The sequence below is a fragment of the Corynebacterium sp. NML180780 genome (assembly GCF_007786415.1).
In the GTDB taxonomy this organism is placed as follows: Bacteria; Actinomycetota; Actinomycetes; order Mycobacteriales; family Mycobacteriaceae; genus Corynebacterium; species Corynebacterium gottingense.
Map to the genome: position 1 here is coordinate 105874 of NZ_VNKN01000005.1, position 19038 is coordinate 124911.

Annotated in this window: 14 protein-coding genes and 1 pseudogene; 4 read left to right on the forward strand and 11 right to left on the reverse strand. The window is 66.7% G+C overall.

Annotation, left to right across the window (positions count from 1 at the left end; all coding sequences use genetic code 11):
- Window position 1 precedes the first annotated feature (1 nt).
- Window positions 2-580, reverse strand: coding sequence for an aminoacyl-tRNA hydrolase (pth, locus tag FPP74_RS04495; RefSeq protein WP_144717257.1), 579 nt, complete (start codon window positions 578-580; stop codon window positions 2-4).
- A gap of 4 nt (window positions 581-584) precedes the next feature.
- Between pth (FPP74_RS04495) and FPP74_RS04500 the strand changes: the two genes are divergently transcribed.
- Window positions 585-1496 (forward strand): nitronate monooxygenase, encoded by a 912-nt coding sequence (locus tag FPP74_RS04500; RefSeq protein ID WP_095553198.1) that lies wholly within the window; start codon window positions 585-587, stop codon window positions 1494-1496.
- A 581-nt stretch (window positions 1497-2077) separates the two neighbouring features.
- Here FPP74_RS04500 and FPP74_RS12405 read toward each other — a convergent pair.
- The 9 genes and pseudogenes from FPP74_RS12405 to FPP74_RS04540 all read right to left on the reverse strand — a co-directional run.
- Window positions 2078-2875, reverse strand: a pseudogene (locus FPP74_RS12405) (fumarylacetoacetate hydrolase family protein); the annotation flags it as partial.
- 9 nt (window positions 2876-2884) lie between these two features.
- Window positions 2885-3448, reverse strand: coding sequence for an aminoacyl-tRNA hydrolase (gene pth, locus FPP74_RS04510; protein ID WP_144717259.1), 564 nt, complete (start codon window positions 3446-3448; stop codon window positions 2885-2887).
- A gap of 20 nt (window positions 3449-3468) precedes the next feature.
- Window positions 3469-4122 carry a 50S ribosomal protein L25/general stress protein Ctc gene (locus tag FPP74_RS04515; protein ID WP_095276890.1) on the reverse strand — a complete coding sequence of 218 codons (654 nt, stop codon included), beginning with the start codon at window positions 4120-4122 and terminating at the stop codon, window positions 3469-3471.
- Between the two features lie 192 nt (window positions 4123-4314).
- On the reverse strand, window positions 4315-4467 hold the full coding sequence (locus FPP74_RS12180; protein ID WP_165765816.1) for a hypothetical protein: 153 nt from the start codon (window positions 4465-4467) through the stop codon (window positions 4315-4317).
- A gap of 98 nt (window positions 4468-4565) precedes the next feature.
- On the reverse strand, window positions 4566-5600 hold the full coding sequence (hisC, locus tag FPP74_RS04520; protein ID WP_144717260.1) for a histidinol-phosphate transaminase: 1035 nt from the start codon (window positions 5598-5600) through the stop codon (window positions 4566-4568).
- Between the two features lie 6 nt (window positions 5601-5606).
- On the reverse strand, window positions 5607-6968 hold the full coding sequence (locus FPP74_RS04525) for an amino acid permease (RefSeq protein WP_255456064.1): 1362 nt from the start codon (window positions 6966-6968) through the stop codon (window positions 5607-5609).
- A gap of 79 nt (window positions 6969-7047) precedes the next feature.
- Window positions 7048-8025 (reverse strand): ribose-phosphate diphosphokinase, encoded by a 978-nt coding sequence (locus FPP74_RS04530; protein ID WP_095535692.1) that lies wholly within the window; start codon window positions 8023-8025, stop codon window positions 7048-7050.
- Window positions 8026-8034: 9 nt separating this feature from the next.
- Window positions 8035-9474, reverse strand: a complete 1440-nt coding sequence (gene glmU / locus FPP74_RS04535) for a bifunctional UDP-N-acetylglucosamine diphosphorylase/glucosamine-1-phosphate N-acetyltransferase GlmU (protein ID WP_095276884.1) — start codon at window positions 9472-9474, stop codon at window positions 8035-8037.
- A gap of 66 nt (window positions 9475-9540) precedes the next feature.
- Entirely contained in the window at window positions 9541-10776 is a 1236-nt protein-coding gene (locus tag FPP74_RS04540; RefSeq protein WP_095276881.1) for an MFS transporter, read from the reverse strand.
- 80 nt (window positions 10777-10856) lie between these two features.
- On the opposite strand from FPP74_RS04540, the gene FPP74_RS04545 reads away from it, so the two are divergent.
- Window positions 10857-12314, forward strand: coding sequence for a multicopper oxidase family protein (locus tag FPP74_RS04545; RefSeq protein WP_233125716.1), 1458 nt, complete (start codon window positions 10857-10859; stop codon window positions 12312-12314).
- Here the strand turns inward: FPP74_RS04545 and FPP74_RS04550 are convergent.
- Window positions 12289-14331 carry an acyltransferase family protein gene (locus tag FPP74_RS04550; RefSeq protein ID WP_095276878.1) on the reverse strand — a complete coding sequence of 681 codons (2043 nt, stop codon included), beginning with the start codon at window positions 14329-14331 and terminating at the stop codon, window positions 12289-12291. The genes FPP74_RS04545 and FPP74_RS04550 overlap by 26 nt on opposite strands.
- Window positions 14332-14600: 269 nt before the next feature.
- Here FPP74_RS04550 and FPP74_RS04555 point away from each other — a divergent pair, with 269 nt between their 5' ends.
- Together FPP74_RS04555 and mfd are read left to right on the forward strand one after the other, a co-directional pair.
- The gene (locus FPP74_RS04555) at window positions 14601-15284 is read left to right on the forward strand and encodes a TetR/AcrR family transcriptional regulator (protein ID WP_095276876.1); all 684 of its coding nucleotides are present in this window, start codon (window positions 14601-14603) and stop codon (window positions 15282-15284) included.
- On the forward strand, window positions 15281-18913 hold the full coding sequence (mfd, locus tag FPP74_RS04560) for a transcription-repair coupling factor (protein WP_144717261.1): 3633 nt from the start codon (window positions 15281-15283) through the stop codon (window positions 18911-18913). Before FPP74_RS04555 ends, mfd begins: the two co-directional genes overlap by 4 nt.
- The last annotated feature ends 125 nt before the right edge of the window (window positions 18914-19038 follow it).

Genomic DNA, 19038 nt, shown 5'->3' on the forward strand with positions numbered 1-19038 from the left:
TCTAGCGCCCGTGGATCTCGTTCTGCGCCGCCGCGAGCCCGCGGGCGCAGACGAGGCGCGCAGCTTCCGCGGCTGTCTCGATCGCCTCGTCCCCGGAGAGCGGCCCGAGCACCCAGTCCGGCACGGGCGTCCCCTTCGGCGGGCGGCTAATGCCGACGCGGACGCGCACGTAGTCGCGGGTGCCCAGGTGCTCCGTGATGGACTTGAGCCCGTTGTGCCCATTCTCATTGCCGCCCAGCTTCACGCGCACTTTCCCCGCCGGGAGGTCCAGCTCGTCGTGGATCACGACGATCCGCTCCGGCGGCACGCCGAACGCTGAGACGGACTCGCCCGACAGGTTCATGAAGGTGGTGGGCTTGGCAAACGTTACGTCGTCAATGTGCTGCACGAGTGCGCGACACTTCGGCGCGGGGCGCAAATCTTTGGCACACTGGTCTACGGCCAGGAAACCGGCGTTGTGCTTCGTGGTCTCATATTCGGGGCCGGGGTTTCCCAGCCCCACCACGAGCCACTCGGTGTGGGGGCTGGCCGGTGGCTGGGATGTCAGTCGCTTCAGAAAATCGAACACGGGGACAAGCATAACCATGGACCTACCACGCATCGTCGCCGCACCGATGGCGGGCGGACCAACCACGCCGGCGCTGGTCAACGCGGTCAGCTTCGGCTTTCTCGCGCTCGGCACCTGCACCGTCGAGCAGGCTCGCACGTGGCTCGGCCAGTGCACACCGCCGTTTGGCGTGAACCTCTTCGTACCGCAGGTCGAGCCTTCGCTTATCGACGTCGAACTCATCGCCTCCGAACTCGGCACCGACGTCCCGAACGTGGATGTCACCGGGGGCTTTGAAGAAAAGTTCGAGCTCGTCCTGGAGGCCGCGCCACCCATTGTGAGCAGCACCTTCGGGCCGCTGGACCCGGAGCACGTGGAGCGGTTGCACTCCGTCGGTTCGGAGGCGTGGGTGACCGTGACCCGCATCGAGGATGCGTGGGAAGCGATGGGCGAGTCATGGAACGCCGACGGCGTCATCGTGCAGGGCCCAGAGGCGGGCGGGCACCGCAGCACCTGGTCGCCGCTGGAGGTTCCGGACACCCGCTACCTGGACACCATCGTCGAAGAGGTGGCGGAATTCGGCGCGCCGTTCATCGCCGCGGGCGGGGTGCGGGGGCCGGAGGATGTGGCACGGCTGCGGGATCTGGGCGCGTCGACCATTGCGTGCGGCACCGCCTTCCTTCTGTCCGATGAAGCCGGTACCAGCCAGCGTAACCGCGAGCTGCTGCGCACCGACCGGAGAACCGTGGTGAGCAAGGCGTTTTCCGGCCGGTGGGCGCGCGGCCTGGAAAACGAGATGACCAAGCGCTACCGCGACATGCCGCCGATCTACCCGTACCTGCGCCCGATGACGAAGGATCAGGATTACTGCCTGGTGGGCAAGGACCGCGGGGAGCTGATGGAGGCGCCGGCGAAGGAGATCGAGCGCTACCTGCTGGGCGAACGTTAGTCGCTCAGCGCCAGCTCGAACACGAGGCCGCTGCAGGTGATCCGCGCGGCGCGGGTGCCTTCCCACTCGGGCGCGAAGCCGACGTCCCTGAGCGCGTCGACGACCTCCTGGCCGACGGCGTCGTCTGCGTCGGTGTTCGGCGCATCCAGCGAGGCAAACCCGAAATAGAGCTTGCCGGTGTGGATGAGGCCGTCCACGTCCTGCGTGGTGCAGTAGGCGTAGCCGCGGCGGCCCTCGCGTGTGGCCCGATCCGCGCCCTCGTCCGCGGCTTCGGCCTTGGTCCAGCCCTCGTCGAAGGAGAAGGAGAGACCGCGGTCGGCGAGCGCGTCCCTGAAGGCCTCGAGTTTGGTGGCGTCCTCGGAGGGGGAGGGGATGCAGCGGGCATATTCGGCGCGGATGTCGTCGAGAAGCGAAAGGGCGTCGACGTTGTGCTCGTCCTCGTAATGCGCGGTGATTTCGGCGGCGCTCCAGCCGTGGCAGAGCATCATCGCGATGTCGCTCTCGTCCGACTCTGGTTCGTAGAGGTACTCGGAGGGCGGGAACGCACTGGCGAGCATGGCGTGCTGTCGCCGCAGGATGCGGGTGGTGTTCTCGATCGCGCCGAGGCCGTCGATCTCCACGCGGACCGTGTCGCCGTCGGCGAGGTAGCGCTTGGGGTCGCGCGCGTGGCCCACGCCCGCCGGAGTGCCAGTGGCGATCACGTCACCCGGGTTGAGCGGGTAGAGGTGGGAGATGAACTCGATGAGCTTGGCGGGGGAGAAGACGAGATCGTCGGTGGGGGCCTGCTGCATCACCTCGCCGTTGACGGTGGTGGTCAGGGTGGGGCCGGGCTGCCACTCGGTGTCCAGCCACGGTCCGAACCCGGCGGTCTTTTCTAATGATTTTCCCTGGTGCCACTGCTTGGTGCGCTTCTGGATGTGGCGCTGGGTGTAGTCATTGATCACCGCGAAGCCGGCGATGTGTGCGTGCGCATCCGTTTCCCGCACGCGCCGGGCGTACTTTCCTACCACCACAGCGAGCTCGCCTTCGAAGTCGAGCGTATCCGCGTTGAAGTCGGGGATCTCCGCGTCATCGTAAGGGCCGATGAGGGCCTCGGGGAACTTGATGAAGAGGGTGGGGACGTCGGGGCGCTCGTGCCCCATCTCCTCGATGTGCTTGGCGTAGTTGAGCCCGACGCAGATGATCTTGCTTGGGCTCGGAATCACGGGCGCTAGCTGGTCGTGGGAAAACGAGACACGTTCGCCCTCCTGCCAGGAATCCGACTGGAGGAGCGCGCCGACGTCCGGGAAACCTGGGTAGGTGACCGCGGTGGTGTCGGACTCGAGGCGGGCGGCGACGGTCAGGTCATGGCCGGGGACTCTCAGGGTGACTAAGCGCATGCCACAAACTTATACGGATTGGCGCCACAAATCTGCCGCATCGGCCGCGGCGATGGAGAGCTCGACCTGCTCCCGGGAAGAAAACGGCTTGAGCACGTAGTCCGCCGGGGCCATGCGGCCGGGCGGGCGACCAATGCCGAGCGCCAGCTTGTGGTAGGGCTTGCCGCCCAGGGATTTGGTGACTGACTTCAGCCCGTTGTGCCCGTGGTCCCCGCCACCGGTGCGGAGCTTGACCTGGCCGAGCTCGAGATCCAGCTCGTCGTAGGCGACGTAAAGGTTGGACGGGGGAACGCGGAAGTAGTCCGCGAGCGCCTTGATCGGCCCGCCCGAGACGTTCATGAAGGCCCGGGTGCGCGCCAGGATGACCTGGCGGTCGGGCAGGAGGCGGCCGGCGGCAAGCTCAGCGACCTCGGTGTTCGTGCGTTTGTGCACGGCGAGTTGGGCCGGCATCGGTGTGGCGCGGGAGCAGAGCTCGTCGATAAGCGCGATGCCCGCGTTGTGGCGCGTGCCGGCGTAGGTGGGGCCGGGATTTCCCAGCCCCACAACGAGGAGGGGCGAATCAGAAGTAGACACGGCCCCTCAGCATATCGTGTTTACTCCTCAGAGTCGCCAGACTCCGCCTCGTCCTCGGTGGATTCAGCGCCAGCCTCGGCGCCGCCCTCCTCGGCCTCAGCAGCGGCTTCCTCGAGCTCCTCGTCAACCTGCTCGTAGGTGACGTTGACCAGCAGGTCCTCCGGGTCGGACAGCAGAGTAGCGCCCGCCGGCAGGGTGACGTCGCCAGCGGTGATCTGGTCGCCGATCTCCTTGCCCTCGACGGACACCTCGAGCTCGTCCGGGATGCTCAGGGCGTCGATCTCGATCTCGATGACGTCGTTCTCCACCAGGACGACGGCGTCCGGGTGAGCCTCGCCGGTGGTGATGACCGGGACCTCGACGTTGACCTTCTCGCCGCGCTTGATGCCAAGCACGTCGATGTGGTCGATGTCCATGGAGATGACGTTCTGGTCGATGTGCTTGACCATGCAGAGCAGCTTCTCGCCGTCGAGGTCGAGCTCGAGAATAGCGTTCACGCCCTCGTTACGGATGATCGCGGAGATCTCGATGCGGTCCACGGAGAAGTGAACGTTGTCGATGCCGGACTCGTAGAGGACGCCCGGGATACGACCCTCGCGACGCAGGCGGCGGGCAGCGCCCTTGCCAAACTCTTCGCGCTTTTCAACCTTGATGACGGTCGGGGTAACAGCCATGATGTGACTCCTTTATAGTTTCGGGCCACAGGAAAAACCTGCGACCACTGAACGGAACAGGTGCTCGTCGAGTGATCGCAGGCTTGCTCATCACTGCTCACTCGAGCATGAGAAAAAGTCTGGATACATATCGCGCCGATAACGGCTATACAGCCCTCGCCGAGACGTGGAAAGTGTAACCCACCAGCGACATCAATCCAAACTCTTGGAGGAGCGGATGCCCAGGCGCGAGCAGACGAGGTACGCCACCGTTTCCGCCTCGAGCTCCTTTATTTCGGTGTGCAGGTACAGGCGCTCGCGCTGCTCGGGGGTCCAGTGCTGGGGCTGAGCAGCGTTGTCGTGCATCGGCCCGAGGTGGCCAGGCTGTACAGTTCTGCAAGGACGGCGTCGACGGTGCCGAGGTTGAACTCCAGGCCCGCGAGCGTACGGAGCGAGGTGAACGTCTATTCCAATATCTGGTGAAGGACGCGCAGGCAGGCGTCTGTCTCGTCTTCGTTCGTGACCGTGATGCGCACGCCCTCTGGAAACGCGCGCACAAGCACGCCGTGCGCGGCCATGCGCTCGGCGAAATCCTGTGGGGCACCCGGAATCCAGACGAAGTTGGTCTGCGACTCCGGCGTGCCGAAGCGGGACAGCGCCTCGACCAGCCTGGTCCGCTGAACACACGTCTCGTCCACACGAGCCTGCAGCTCCGCGCCCGCGCTCAGGCAGGCGACGGCCCCCGCCTGCGCGACGGAGCTGACAGAAAACGGCACCGCCACCTTGTTCAGGGCCTCGATGATGGCGGGGGCGCCGAAGGCGTAGCCCACGCGCACGCCGGCCAGGCCGTACGCCTTGGAGAACGTGCGCAGGCCCACCACGTTGGGGTACTTCGTGATTTCCTCGGTGGCCACCGGGGTGTCGGCGGCGCGGTTGTACTCAAAGTAGGCCTCGTCGAGCGCGACCTTCACGCGCGGCGGGACCGCGGCCATGAATGACTCCCACTCCGCGGTGGTGATCGTGGTGCCGCTCGGGTTGTTCGGGTTGCACACGAAAATGAGGCGGGTGGCATCGGTGATTGCCTCGGCCATCGCGGCGAGGTCGACGCGGTGCTGCGCGTCCAGCGGGATCGGGCGCGGCGTCGCCCCCGCGACCTGCGCGAAGATGGGGTAGGCCTCGAACGATCGCCAGGGAAAGATCACCTCGTCGCCGGGCTGCGCAGTGGCGGTGACCAGCTGCTGGCACAGCGCCGAGGAGCCGGTGCCCACAGCGACCTGGTCGACGTCGACGCCAAGGTGCGCGGCCAGGGCTTCGCGCAGCTCCACCGCGCCCATGTCGGGGTAGCGGTTCGTGCCGTCCAGCGCCTTCGTCATCGCCTCCACCACGGTGGGCAGCGGTCCTTCCGCGGACTCGTTGGAGGAGAGCTTGACGGTGCCGGGCGCGAGTTCGCGCGCGCCGGGGACGTATGCGGGAAGGGATGAGAGGTCGTGGCGGATCATGCCTGACTAGTTTAGGACCTCATCGTGCTTCCGGAGGGCACTTATCACGCTCAGTGCGACGACCCAGGCAATGAGCGCGAGCAGCCCCACGCGGTAATCCGGCAGGCACGCCATGAGCACGAGCACCAGCAGGTAGAACCCGGCGCAGAGCCAGTTGGCAACGGGGGAGAACGGCGCGCGGAAGGAAGACTGCCCGCCGCCCGCGCGGAAGCGGAGGTGGGCAAAGCTTATCGACGCCCACGTGATCAGCTCCGAACCCACGATGATGGCAAGCAACACCGCGAAGACCTTCCCCTCGAAGAAGTAGTTCAGGATGACGACGACGCCCATGAGCGTGGCGTCGAAAAGCAGTGCTCGAAGCGGAAGGCCCTTCTTGGTGGTGGCGGAGAACCAGGCGGGGGCCTGGCCGTTGCGGGAGAGGTCGCGGAGCATACGGCTGCCGGAGTACGTCATGGTGTTGCACACCGAGGCCACCGCCACCAGGATCACCAGGTTGAGCAGGTGCGCTGCGCCGTCGACGCCAACCGCCGTGAGCACGCGGATGAACGGGCTGGCGGAGGAGCCCTGCTCGTCCCACGGGGCGAGGAGCAAGATGACGCTCATGCCGCCCAGGTAGAACAGGAGGATGCGCCAGATGACCGAGTTGACGGCGCGCGGAATGGACTTCGACGGGTCCTGCGCCTCGCCCGCGGCCGTGCCGATGGACATGATGCCGCCGAATGTAAACGTCACCGCGACCAGGGAGAACAGGACGCCGGTGGCGCCGTTGGGGAAGAACCCGCCGTGGATGAACAGGTTGTCGGTGCCCACCGCGGGCTCTGGTCCCAGTCCCAAGACGAGCACGATGCCCAGCACAATCATGAGGGTGAGCGCGATGACCTTGATCAGGCTGAGCCAGTACTCGGCCTCCGCGAATACGCTCACGCGCGCCGCGTTGATGGTCACCACGACCAGGAGCGTGACCAGGGCGGTGAGCCAGTGGGGGATGGATGGGAACCAGAAGTCGAGGAACGTGCCCATGGCGGTCAGCTCGATCATGCCCACCACGATGGTGGTGAACCACCAGTTCCAGCCCGCGATGAAGCCGGCGCGCGGGCCGATGAACTCGCGGGCGTAGGCGGCGAACGAGCCGGAGACCGGGTGGGCGACCGCCATCTCGCCCAGCATGCGCATGAGCAGGTAGACGATCGCGCCGACGATGAGGAACGCGAGCAGGACCGCGGGGCCGGCGTAGTTGATGGACTCGGCGGAGCCGAGGAACAGGCCGGTGCCGATCGATGAGCCAAAGGCGATCATCTGCATGTGGCGCTGCTTCACGCCGCGCTGCAGGCCACCATCGCTTTCTGGCGGTGTTGCTACGTCGGACACGGGACTCCTCACAATTCATTGCGGCCCCCGTACCGGCGTGCGGTCACGGGGGCTTATGGGAAAGTACGGCGGTGGGCTACTACGCCTGGCCCTCGAAGAGGGTGGTCACCGAGCCGTTTTCGAAGATCTCGCGGATCGTCTTGGCCAGCAGCGGGGCGATGGACAGCACCGTCAGGTTCTTCCAGCCCTCGGTGGACTGCGGCAGGGTATCGGTGGTGATGACCTCCTCGGCGCCGCACTGGCTCAAGCGCTCGCGCGCCGGGTCGGAGAACACGCCGTGGGTGCAGGCGATGACGACGGACTTCGCGCCCGCCTCCTTCAGCACGCCGACGGCGCCGGCGATGGTGCCGCCGGTGTCAATCATGTCGTCCATGAGGATGCAATCCTTGCCCTTGACGTCGCCGACGACGCGGTTGGACACGACCTTGTTCGCGGCGTCGATGTCGCGGGTCTTGTGCACGAACGCCATCGGGGCGTCGCCCATCGCGTTCGCCCACTTCTCCGCAGTCTTCACACGGCCGGCGTCGGGGGAGACCACGACCAGGTTGTCCATCGGGTACTTGGATTTGATGTAGTCCACCAGGATGGGCTGGGCGTGCATGTGGTCGACCGGGCCGTCGAAGAAGCCCTGGATCTGGTCGGTGTGCAGGTCCACGGAGACAATGCGGTCGGCGCCGGCGGTGGTGAGCAGGTCCGCGATGAGGCGGGCGGAGATCGGCTCGCGGCCGCGGTGCTTCTTGTCCTGGCGGGCGTAGGGGTAGAACGGCAGGATCGCGGTGATGCGCTTCGCGGAGCCGCGCTTGAGCGCGTCGATCATAATGAGCTGTTCCATCAGCCACTTGTTCAGCGGCTGCGCGTGCGACTGCATGACAAAGCAGTCGGCGCCGCGGACGGACTCCTCGAAACGGATGAAGATCTCCCCGTTTGCAAAGTCGCGGGCGGTGGTGGGAACGAGGTCAATACCGAGCTCGTTGGCCACCTGGTTCGCCAGCGCCGGGTGGGCGCGGCCCGAAAAGACCTTGAGGTCCTTGTGGCTTTCGGTTGAGTATCCAGTCATTGCGATCCTTTAGCTCTCGCGTGCGTTCTTGGCAGCCTTCGCAGCATCGGTGTCCGGGCGGCGCTTTTCCACCCATCCCTCGATGTTGCGCTGGCGGCCTTCCTTGATGGCGAGTGCGCCTGCAGGCACATCTTCCGTTACCACTGTACCCGCGCCGGTGTAGGCGCCATCACCGATGTTCACCGGGGCGACAAACATGGTGTCGGACCCGGTGCGGCAGTAGTCGCCAATCGTGGTGTGGTGCTTGTTCACGCCGTCGTAGTTGGCAAAGACGGAGGAGGCGCCGATGTTGGACTCGCGGCCCACGGTGGCGTCGCCGATGTAGGTGAGGTGCGGGACCTTGGAGCCCTCGCCGATCTTCGCGTTCTTGGACTCGACGAATCCGCCGAGCTTGCCGCGCGCGCCCAGCTCGGTGCCGGGGCGGATGTAGGTGAACGGGCCGACGGTTGCGTCCTCACCGATCACGCCCAGCTCGCCCTGGGTGCGCACGACCTTGGCGCCGGCGTGCACCTCCATGTCGGTCAGCGTGGTGTCCGGGCCGATCTCGGCGCGGTCGCCGATCGAGGTGGCACCCCACAGCTGCGTGTTGGGATAAATGATCACGTCCTGGCCGATCTCCACGTCTACGCCGATCCAGGTGGTCGCCGGGTCGACCACGGTGGCGCCCCCGCGCATCGCCTTCTCCACCTGGCGGCGGTTCAGCTCCTTGCCGGCGGCAGCCAGCTGCACGCGGTCGTTCACGCCGGCCAGCTCGCGGGCGTCGGGCGCCACAAAGGCCGCGACGGTCTTGCCGTCGCCGCGGGCGATACCGAGCACGTCGGTGATGTACAGCTCGCCCTGTGCGTTGTCCGAGTTGATGCGGGTCAGCGCGTCGCGCAGCACGGCGCCGTCGAACGCAAAGACGCCGGAGTTGACCTCCTTGACGGCCTTCTGCTCGTCGTTGGCGTCCTTCTCCTCGACGATCTCGCGCACGTCGCCGGACTCGTCGCGGATGATGCGGCCATAGCCGGTGGGGTTCTGGAATTCCAGGGAGAGCACCGTCACGGCGGCCTGCGCCCGCTCGTGCTCGCTGATGAGCGCCTCGATGGTCTCCGGCTGCAGGAGCGGGACGTCGCCGTTGGTGACCACGACGGTGCCGTCGAAGTCCGGGATGGCGGTCAGGCCGCACTGGACCGCGTGGCCGGTGCCGTTCTGCTCCTCCTGCACCGCCTGGAGGATGGTGGTGTCCATCTCCTGGGCAATCTCGTCCACCGCCGGAGACACTTGGTCGCGCTGGTGGCCGACGACGGCGACGACGTGCTCCGGGTGCACGGAGGCTGCGGCATGCAGCGAGTGGGAGAGCAGGCTGCGCCCACCGATCTCGTGCAGCGTCTTCTGCTTCGTCGACTTCATGCGGGTACCGGCGCCTGCGGCGAGCACAACGACGGCGCACTGGGAGTGGTTTGGCACTCTTGGCTCCTTATGTATGGCTTTGAGTTGAGTAACTATCGTCCTGTTTACGTTAACGCATAACGCCTACGCGTTGCGGGCAGAGACATCCTTCAGGTTCGCGGCGGAGAACACACCAACGAAGCCGACGAGGGCCAGGAACACCAGCGTGGTCTGCGGTCCGAGCACCGAGATCGCCGAGGAGATCGCGCCGACCACCAGCAACACCACGCCCATCACGGTGTTCGCGGCCCCCGTGATCATCGTGCGGCGGTCGCCGTCCGCCATGTCCACCAGGTACGTCTTGCGGCTCACGCGCACGGCGGTGTGCGCCAGGTTGACCACGAAGAAGCCCAGCGGCATGATCCACGCGTTGGCGGCCGCGGGCAGCAGGTTTGCGCTCGCGACGAGCAGGAGCAGGCTTATCGACGCCACCGCCGCCGCCCAAGCCATCGTCGTCTTCGACGACTTATCGGACCAGATGCCGGAGATGCGCCCACCAATGAGCGCCGCGCCGCCGGAGGCAATGATGAACGAGCCCAGGTTGGAGAGGTTCGCGCCCTCCGATTGCGCCAGCACCACGATAAAGGGGGTGGACAGGGCGGTGACCAACATCAGCGAGCGCACGACGAGGAACTTCTGCAGCTGGCGGTCGCCCTTGACCAGGTCGTAGGTGGCCTTCGCCCAGTTGGTGTTGGACGCAGGAGTCGGCTCCTCGGCGGGCTCCTTGATCGTGCCAAAGACCAGCGAGGCGAACGCCCACGTGGACGCGCCGCCAGCCAGCAGCGCCACGATCACCCACCGGGGCAAGTCGTTGGGGAGAAAAGAGAGGAGAAGGCCGACGGCGAGGGTGAAGCCGCCGGACAGCGCGGCGGCGCGGCCCGTGATCCGGCCGCGGCGCCCCTTCTCAATGGTGCGCCCCTGCACGTCCTTGCCCGCGATGGAGCACAGCGCGCGGAACACCGCTTGCGCTGCGAGGAGGACGACGACTGCGGCGCCGAGGGCGGTGCCGTCGATAAGCATTGCACTGAGCGCGATCAAGCCTGCGGAGATCGCCTGGCCCCACGAGCCGATGAGCCAGGCGCGTTTGCGCTGCGCCTGCGAGGTGACCCACGGGCTGAGCGCGGCCTGGGGGAGCATCGAGCCGGACTCGCGGATCGGGACGAGGAAGGAGGTGAAGACGTGCGGCACGCCCGCCGCCGTGAAGAGCCAGGGCAGGACCGTTTTGGGCGCGACGATCTGGTCGCCGATGCCTTGCAGGCCGTTCGACCAGATGAACCTGCGCGCGTTGTACTCCTGATGTGGTTTCGGGCTGTTGCTCATGTGGGGAATAGTAGAGTTGAGGGGTGGCGTGCGCAGAATGAGGCGCACCAAACTTTTCGGCTGAGCAGGAGGCTTTGACCGTGGCACGCGGTATCAATCGGCGGACCTTTTTCCGGGGCATCGTCCTCTCGAGTGCGGCGGTACTCGCCGCTTGCGCGAGCGGGCAACCCACCCCGCGCGGGGCGAAAGAGGAGGCACGGCCCCTGCCTATCCCTCCGTTGGACCAGGGCCGGTTGGTCGGGGGAGCGCGCGAGTTCGAGCTGACCGCGCAGGAGGGGCACGCTGAGATCCTGCCCGGGGTGCGCACCAAGACCTGGGGCTTCAACGGCGATTTCCTCGGCCCGACCCTGTACATGCGCAACGGCGAGACCGTGCGGATGACGGTGCGCAACCAGGTGAGCGAACCCACCGTCGTGCACTGGCACGGCATGCACCTTCCCGCTGATGCGGACGGCGGCCCCGCGCTCGCCTTCGCGCCGGGGGAGCAGTGGCAGCCGGAGTGGACCGTGCGACAGGACGCCGCCACCCTCTGGTACCACCCGCACCCGCACGGGGTGTCCGCGCTGCACGCGTACCGCGGCCTCGCCGGAGGCATCGTGATTGCCGACGACGACGCGGACGCCCTCGGCCTTCCCAGTACCTACGGCGTGGACGACATCCCGGTGGTGATCACGGATGCCAAGTTCACCGACGACGGCCAGCTGGACGAGACGATCGACCCGACCTACGGCCTGCTCGGGGACACCCCGCTGATCAACGGCATTACGAAGCCGAAGCTGGAGGCCCGAGCGTCGCGGCTGCGGCTGCGCCTGCTCAACGGGACCACCATGCGGTTCCACAACCTCAGCTTTGGCACGCCGGTCCACGTCATCGCTACGGACCAGGGCTTGCTGGAGCGCCCCGTCGAGGTGGATTCGATCCTGCTCAGCCCGGGCGAGCGCGCCGAGGTCATCCTGGACCTTGAGGCGGGCAAGACCGCGAAGCTGCGCAGCATCGGGGTACCGGACGGCGGCGGACTCCCGGACGAGGAGGTGGCCAACGGCTTCGGGCTGGGCGACACGTTCGACCTGCTGGAAATCACGGGGCCTGCGTCCGGGAGCAGTGGGGACCTGCCGTCCTCGCTCGCTGCGGCGCCGGAGGTGAGCTCCGACGATGTCCAGGCAGCGGTGGAGCGAGAGTTCCGCCTCAACGGGTTCCAGATCAACGAGCAGTCCATGGACATGGACCGGATCGACTTTGTCATTGATAAGGAGGGGCCGGAGGTGTGGACCGTGACCAACGAGAACGCGGATTGGCCCCACAACTTCCACATCCACAACGCGCGCTTCCGCGTGCTCGGCGTGGAAGGCGGCGAGTTAGCGTTCACGGACGGCTGGCACGACACCGTCTACATCCCGCCGCTGGCCACGGTCCGCCTCTACGTGGACATCCCGTTCCTCCCCAACCCCGAGTACGCCTTCATGTACCACTGCCACATGCTGTTCCACGAGGACGAGGGGATGATGGGCCAGTTTAAGATTTTGGACCGTCCGCAGTAACCTCCGCGTCCTTCGGGATGTCGCTGGTCTCGATGCCTTGTGGGAATGCGTGGGACAGTGCTGAGGCGAAGTGCTTCCCGCGCGCGTCGTTGCCCGTGGCGTTGTAGTGCACCTCGTCTCCGGCCAGGAACCAATCCAGGTGGCCGCGGGCCTCGGACGCCCAGTCGTAGACCACGACGTCGCGACGCTCTGCCGCGACCTTGCGGAGTGCGTCGTTGAACTCCTGCATGTTCTCGTTGGAGTAGAAGCCGTTGCTCGGGTTGCCGGTGGCGGCGGTCGGCCACATGACGCGGTAGCCGTCGAGAAGCTCGAGCATCGTGCGAATGTTGGTCTCGATCTCGCCGGTGGTGTCGTAGCCGTAGGAGCGGGCGGCGTCCGCGTTGGCCGCGTCATTGACGCCGGTGGCGATCACCCAGCAGGTGTCCTCACCGGGCACGCCCATGTTTTGGAGCTGCTGGACGGACTCGATGGCAGACGGATAGTTTTCGCCGTTGCCGCTAAACCCTTGGTTGGTGGCGCGAGCGCCGAAGACGCTCGTCTCGACGCTGTCCGCCCCGGCGTCCAGGTAGCGGTCGATCGCGGTTTCCGCGCCCTCGGGGAGCTGGCCGGGGTCGAACATGCCGATTGAGGTGGAATCGCCCACGTGGATGACCTGGCCGCAGGCGGTGGTGACGTCTGCGGCCTGGTCGCTCCACGACGCCGCCTGCTCAGTGGTAGTCATAGATTCGGTCGTTTCCTCGGCCTCCTGTTCCCTGTGACCGCTGCTCTTCGCGGAGTTGGGCAGCGCCATCGCCGGCTTCGCGGGGCTGCCGGTGTCCGTGGCGAACAGGGCGGGGATGCCGATGGCGATCACGCTGATCAACGTCACCGTGGACCCCAGCGATACTGGGCGCAGCGCCTGCAGCGGCTTCGTCTTGTACGCCTTGAGTGGGCCGAACACACCGTGGCGGCGGATCGGGTTTTCAAACAGGGTCCAGCTGAGCGCTGCGAGCGCCACAGACAAACCGACGGTGAGCACGGAGGCCCAGAACAGGTGCTCCTGCAGCCACGTATCCGGCATGAAGTAGATGACCGGCATGTGCCACAGGTAGATGCCGTAGGAGCGTTCGCCGATCCAGCGCAGCGGCTCCCAGCCGAGGATCGCGGGCCAGGGGCCGCGCGTGCCCAAAACGGCGTAGATGGCCAGGACAGTCGCCGCGTTGAGCAGGAGGATGCCACCCTTGTACAGGAACATGTTCTCCTGGGCGACCACCATGCTCAGCGCGATGATGCCGGCAAAGCCGACTGCGCCGACGAGCGTGCCGGCCACCGGTGAAGCAGCCACCTGCTTCCCGGCGTTGCGGCGCGCAGCGACGATGATGGCGAGCGCCGCGCCCAACAGCAGGCCGCCGGCGCGGGTGTCGGTGCCCTCGTAAATGCGGGTCGGGTCCACGTCGGGTGTGGCCAGTGCCCACATCCACCCGAAGGAGGCGGCGGCGAGGAGGACGGTGGCGGTGGCGACGAACCAGGGGCGGCGCAGCACCTTGAGCAGGACCCAGAGCAGGAGCGGCCACAGGAGGTAGAACTGCTCCTCGATGGCAAGCGACCACATGTGGTCGAGCGGGCCGGGCCCGTTGAACTGGTCAAAATAGGACGTCCCGGTGGCGATGTTGTGCCAGTTGTTCACGTAGAACACCGAGCTGATGGCCTCGAAGGCGCGGTCGCGCAGGTGCTCGGCGTCGAAGGCGACCGAGAGGAGCAGGACCGTCAGGACGGTGGCCAACATCGCCGGCGCGAGACGACGGAACCGGCGTAGCCAGAAGGTGCCCAGGTGCAGCGAGTTGTCGCGCAGGTGGCCGTTCATCAGGTTGAGCGTGATGAGGTAGCCGGAGAGCGTGAAAAAGACGCCGACGCCGAGTAGCCCACCGCCAAAGCCCGGGAGGTTCAGGTGGTACGCAATGACCAACAGCACCGCGATCGAGCGGAGCCCGTCGAGCGCAGGGACATACCGGGTTGAGCCGTGAATTGGGCGCGGCATAGGGGAGGCCTTCCGACTAGCTGTTAAAACCATGGCAGTGTAGTCGGAAAAGGATTAAATTTACTATTTGAGCCACGCGAACCCGCTGCATAAAAAGCTTCCCCACCAGGACTCGAACCTAGAATGACGGTACCAAAAACCGTAGTGTTGCCGATTACACCATGGGGAATGACAAGAAGATAGTCTAGCGTATTGCGCGCGATTCCATAAAATGTCTCCAGCGGTGAGGCCTCGACGGGTGCGGGCCGCGCGGACGTAAAGTAGTACGCATGGCTCGTCAGCGAATGACCGGCAAACAGCGCCGGGACCAACTCATTGCCGTGGGCTGCGCCGCCTTCGCGGAGCGCGGCCTCGACGGCATCTCGGTGGAGGAGCTCGCCAGCCGGGCTGAAGTGTCCAAGCCGGTCATCTACGAGCACTTCGGCGGCAAGGAGGGGCTCTACCGCGCCGTCATCGACGTGGAGATGCAGAAGCTGGAAACGCGGATCTCCGCGGTGATCCAGGATGGGCGGTGGCGCGAGCGCATCGAGAAGGGGGTGGTCGCGGTGCTGGAGTACGTCGAGGAGGAAACCGACGGGTTCATCATTATCGTCCGCGGCCAAGCGCCGGGGGAGGAGCCCACTTACACCACACTGCTCAGCCGCGTCACCTCGCAGGTCTCCGCGCTGTTGGCGCAGGCGTTCCGCCAGCGTGGATTAGATGACTCGGTTGCGGCGTTGTACGGTCAGGCGCTGGTCGGCACGGTTTCCAACACCGCGCTGTGGTGGCTGGACGAGCGCCAGCCGGACAAGTACACCACCGCCGCCCATATCGCCAACATGTGCTGGAACGGGCTCCGCGGCCTGGAGGCGCAGCCCCACATCGTGCCGTGTGAACTTTCGGCTGCGGGTGGGGGCGGAGAAGGTGGCGTCGAGAAGCACTACAAGCCCACGGATGGGGAGAAGGACGAATGACACAGGACACCGTGCCCGCGCTTGGCGGGCTGCTCACCATGGCCATGACCGACCCCAAGCTCAAGGGGCTGGTGGCCAACGTGGGGATGGATTCGCTGCACGTGACGGGGCTGGACCAGGCGCGCGCCTGGGCAGCCGGGGCGATCGCGCGCGAGGTGCCGCTGCTGCTCATTACCGCCACGGGGCACGAGGCGGAGGACCTCGCTGCGGAGCTCAAGGCGCTGCTCGGCGAGGCGAAGGTGGGGCATTTCCCCGCCTACGAGACGCTGCCGCACGAGCGGCTCTCGCCTGCGCCGGACGTTGTGGGGCGGCGCTCGAAGGTGCTGTGGGAGATGCCGCGGGTGATCGTGGCCGCCGCGCGCGCCGCGTGCCAGCCCGTGCTCCCCGCGACGGAGCCGATCCGGATCGAAGCCGACCGCGAGTACGACTTTTCCCAGCTCACCGAGCGGATTTCCTTGTTCGGCTACGAGCACGTGGACATGGTGGCCAAGCGCGGCGAGTTTGCCACCCGCGGCGGCCTCATCGACATTTTCCCCACCACCGCCGAGCAGGCCGTCCGCATCGAATTCTGGGGCGATGAGGTCACCGACCTGCGCAGCTTCTCCGTCGCGGACCAGCGCGCCATCGACGAGGTCGCGGCCGTCGAGGTGTTCCCCGCCAGGCAGTTGCTTATCGACGCCACCGTGTCCGCCAAAGCCGACGAGCTTGCCAGGAAGTTCCCGTCCAACCCGACCCTGGTGCAGCTGCTCACCCGCGTGTCCGAGGGCATCCACGCCGACGGCATGGAGGCGCTCATCCCCGCGCTCACCGAGCAGAAGTACGCGGCGCTGCCGGAGCTGATGCCGTCCGGCGCGATCGTGATGGTGACCTCCCCGGAAAAGGTGCGCACCCGCATCGCCGACCTGGAGGCCACTGACCACGAATTCCTCGAGGCCGGCTGGGAGGCCGCCGCCATGGGCGCTGAGGGACCCGTCGCCGTGGAGGGCCTCGACTTGTCCGCATCCTCCTTCCGTTCCTACGAGTCGCTGGAGGTTTCCGCGCGCAACGCGGGGGCGGCGTGGTGGACCTTCGCACCGCCCGGCATGTTCGCCGCGGACGACACGGAGACGCTCCCGCTCGAGTTCGACCCCGCGCCCGCGCCGAAGGGCGACCCGAAGGAGATTGAGAAGCTCTACGCCACCCTGAAGCTGCACGTGCAGCAGAACCACGGCAAGGTCGCCTTTGTCGCCCCGGCGAAGGGCTCAGTGGAGCGCACCGCGGAGCGCCTGCGCGAGCACGGCGTCTCCGCGCGCATCGCCACGCCGGGGCTCGAGCCCGTCGACGGCGCCGTGACCCTCTACCAGGCGCTCAGCCACGCGGGCATGGTGTTCCCGGGTCCGAACCTGGTCGTGGTGACCGAGACGGACGTGACCGGCAACAGGGTCGGCGACATCGCCGGCGCCAAGCGCCGCGCCCCGCGCCGCCGCAACCGCGTCGACCCGCTCGCGCTCACGCCGGGCGACTTTGTCGTCCACGACACGCACGGCATTGGCAAGTTTGTGAAGATGGCCGAGCGCACCATCAAGACGGGCGACGAGGACTCGCGGCGCGAGTACATCGTGCTGGAGTACCAGCCCGCCAAGCGCGGCCAGCCCGGCGACCAGCTGTGGGTCCCCATGGAATCGCTGGACCTGCTGAGCAAGTACACCGGCGGCGAGGCCCCGCGCGTGAGCAAGATGGGTGGCTCGGACTGGAAGAACACGAAGCGCAAGGCCCGCGCGGCCGTGCGCGAGATCGCCGGCGAGCTCATCGAGCTCTACGCCAAGCGCCAGGCCGCGCCGGGCCACGCCTTCGCCCCGGATACGCCCTGGCAGCAGGAGATGGAAGACGCGTTCCCGTTCGTGGAGACGGAGGACCAGATGGCGGCCATCGACGCGGTCAAGGACGACATGGAGAAGCCGACGCCGATGGACCGCGTCATCGTCGGCGACGTCGGGTTTGGCAAGACCGAGGTAGCCGTCCGCGCCGCGTTCAAGGCCGTGCAGGACGGCAAGCAGGTCGCGGTACTCGTGCCGACGACGCTGCTGGCCCAGCAGCACTACAACACCTTCGCCGGACGCATGGACGGCTTCGGGGTGACGGTCCGCGAGCTGTCCCGCTTCACCTCGGCCAAGGAGGCGAAGGAGATCACGGGCGGGCTTGCCGACGGCTCCGTGGACGTAGTCATTGGCACCCACCGCCTGCTCACCACCGGCGTGCAGTGGAAGAACCTCGGCCTGATCATCGTGGACGAGGAGCAGCGCTTCGGCGTGGAACACAAGGAGCACATCAAGGCCCTCAAATCCCACGTGGACGTGCTCACCATGACGGCGACGCCGATCCCGCGCACCCTGGAGATGAGCCTGACCGGCATCCGCGAGATGACCAGCATCACCACGCCGCCGGAGGACCGCCACCCGGTGCTCACTTACGTGGGCCCACAGGAGGACAAGCAGGTTGCCGCGGCGATCCGACGCGAGCTGCTGCGCGACGGCCAGGTCTTCTACATCCACAACAAGGTCTCCGACATTGAGAAGACCGCCCGCACCCTGCGCCAGCTCGTGCCGGAGGCCCGCGTGGTGGTGGCCCACGGGCAGATGAGCGAGCAGGTGCTCGAGCAGACCGTGCAGGGCTTCTGGGACCGCGAGTACGACGTACTGGTGTGCACCACCATCGTGGAGACCGGCCTGGACATCGCCAACGCAAACACGCTCATTGTGGAGAATGCCCAGAACATGGGCCTGTCGCAGCTGCACCAGCTGCGCGGGCGCGTGGGGCGCTCCCGCGAGCGCGGCTACGCCTACTTCCTCTACCCGAAGGAAAAGACGCTTACAGAGACCTCCTACGACCGCCTGGCCACGATCGCCCAGCACAACGACCTGGGCGCGGGCATCGCGGTGGCGCAGAAGGACTTGGAGATGCGCGGCGCCGGCAACGTGCTGGGCGCCGAGCAGTCCGGCCACATCGCCGGTGTCGGCTTTGACATGTACGTCCGGCTCGTCGGCGAGGCGGTCGAAACGTTTAAGACCATGATGGACGGCGGCACCGTCGACGGCACCGACCAGGGCCCCAAGGAGATCCGGGTCGATTTGCCTGTCGACGCCCACATCCCGGAAACCTACGTCAACGCAGAACGCCTACGCCTGGAGATCTACCGCAAGCTCGCCGAGGCACGCGAAGAACAGGACCTCGCGCGCGTCACCGAGGAAATGGTGGACCGCTTCGGGCCGATGCCGGTCGAGGTGTCGCGCCTGATGGCCGTGGCGCGGCTGCGCCACCAGGCGCGCAAGGCCGGGGTCTCCGACATCCTGGTGCAGGGCACGCGCATCAAGTTCCACCCCGTGGAGCTGCCGGACTCCAAGCAGGTGCGGCTCAAGCGCCTGTACTCGGGGGCGAACTACCGCGCCGCCGCGAAGACGCTCCAGGTGCCGATGCCGCGCGAGTCGAAGGCCATCAACAGCCCGAACCTGCGCGACGTGGAACTCGTCCAGTGGGTGGCGGACTTCCTGTCCAGCATGTTCGATGTTGAGGAGATTGACGTCAACGGCCCCAAGCCTGCCGGAGGGGAGGGCAAGAAGGGCAAGAAGAAGGTCATCTCGGTCAGCGAGTAAGCAGCCGATTCGGGGAGATGGGCACCAAGAAAATGCTCCGCATTGGGGCCGGTGGTGACCGGGGAAAAGAACCGCCCGTTCGCTTCGTGGCAGGAGTAGTGCCATGCGCGTCTCGACTGTGCCAG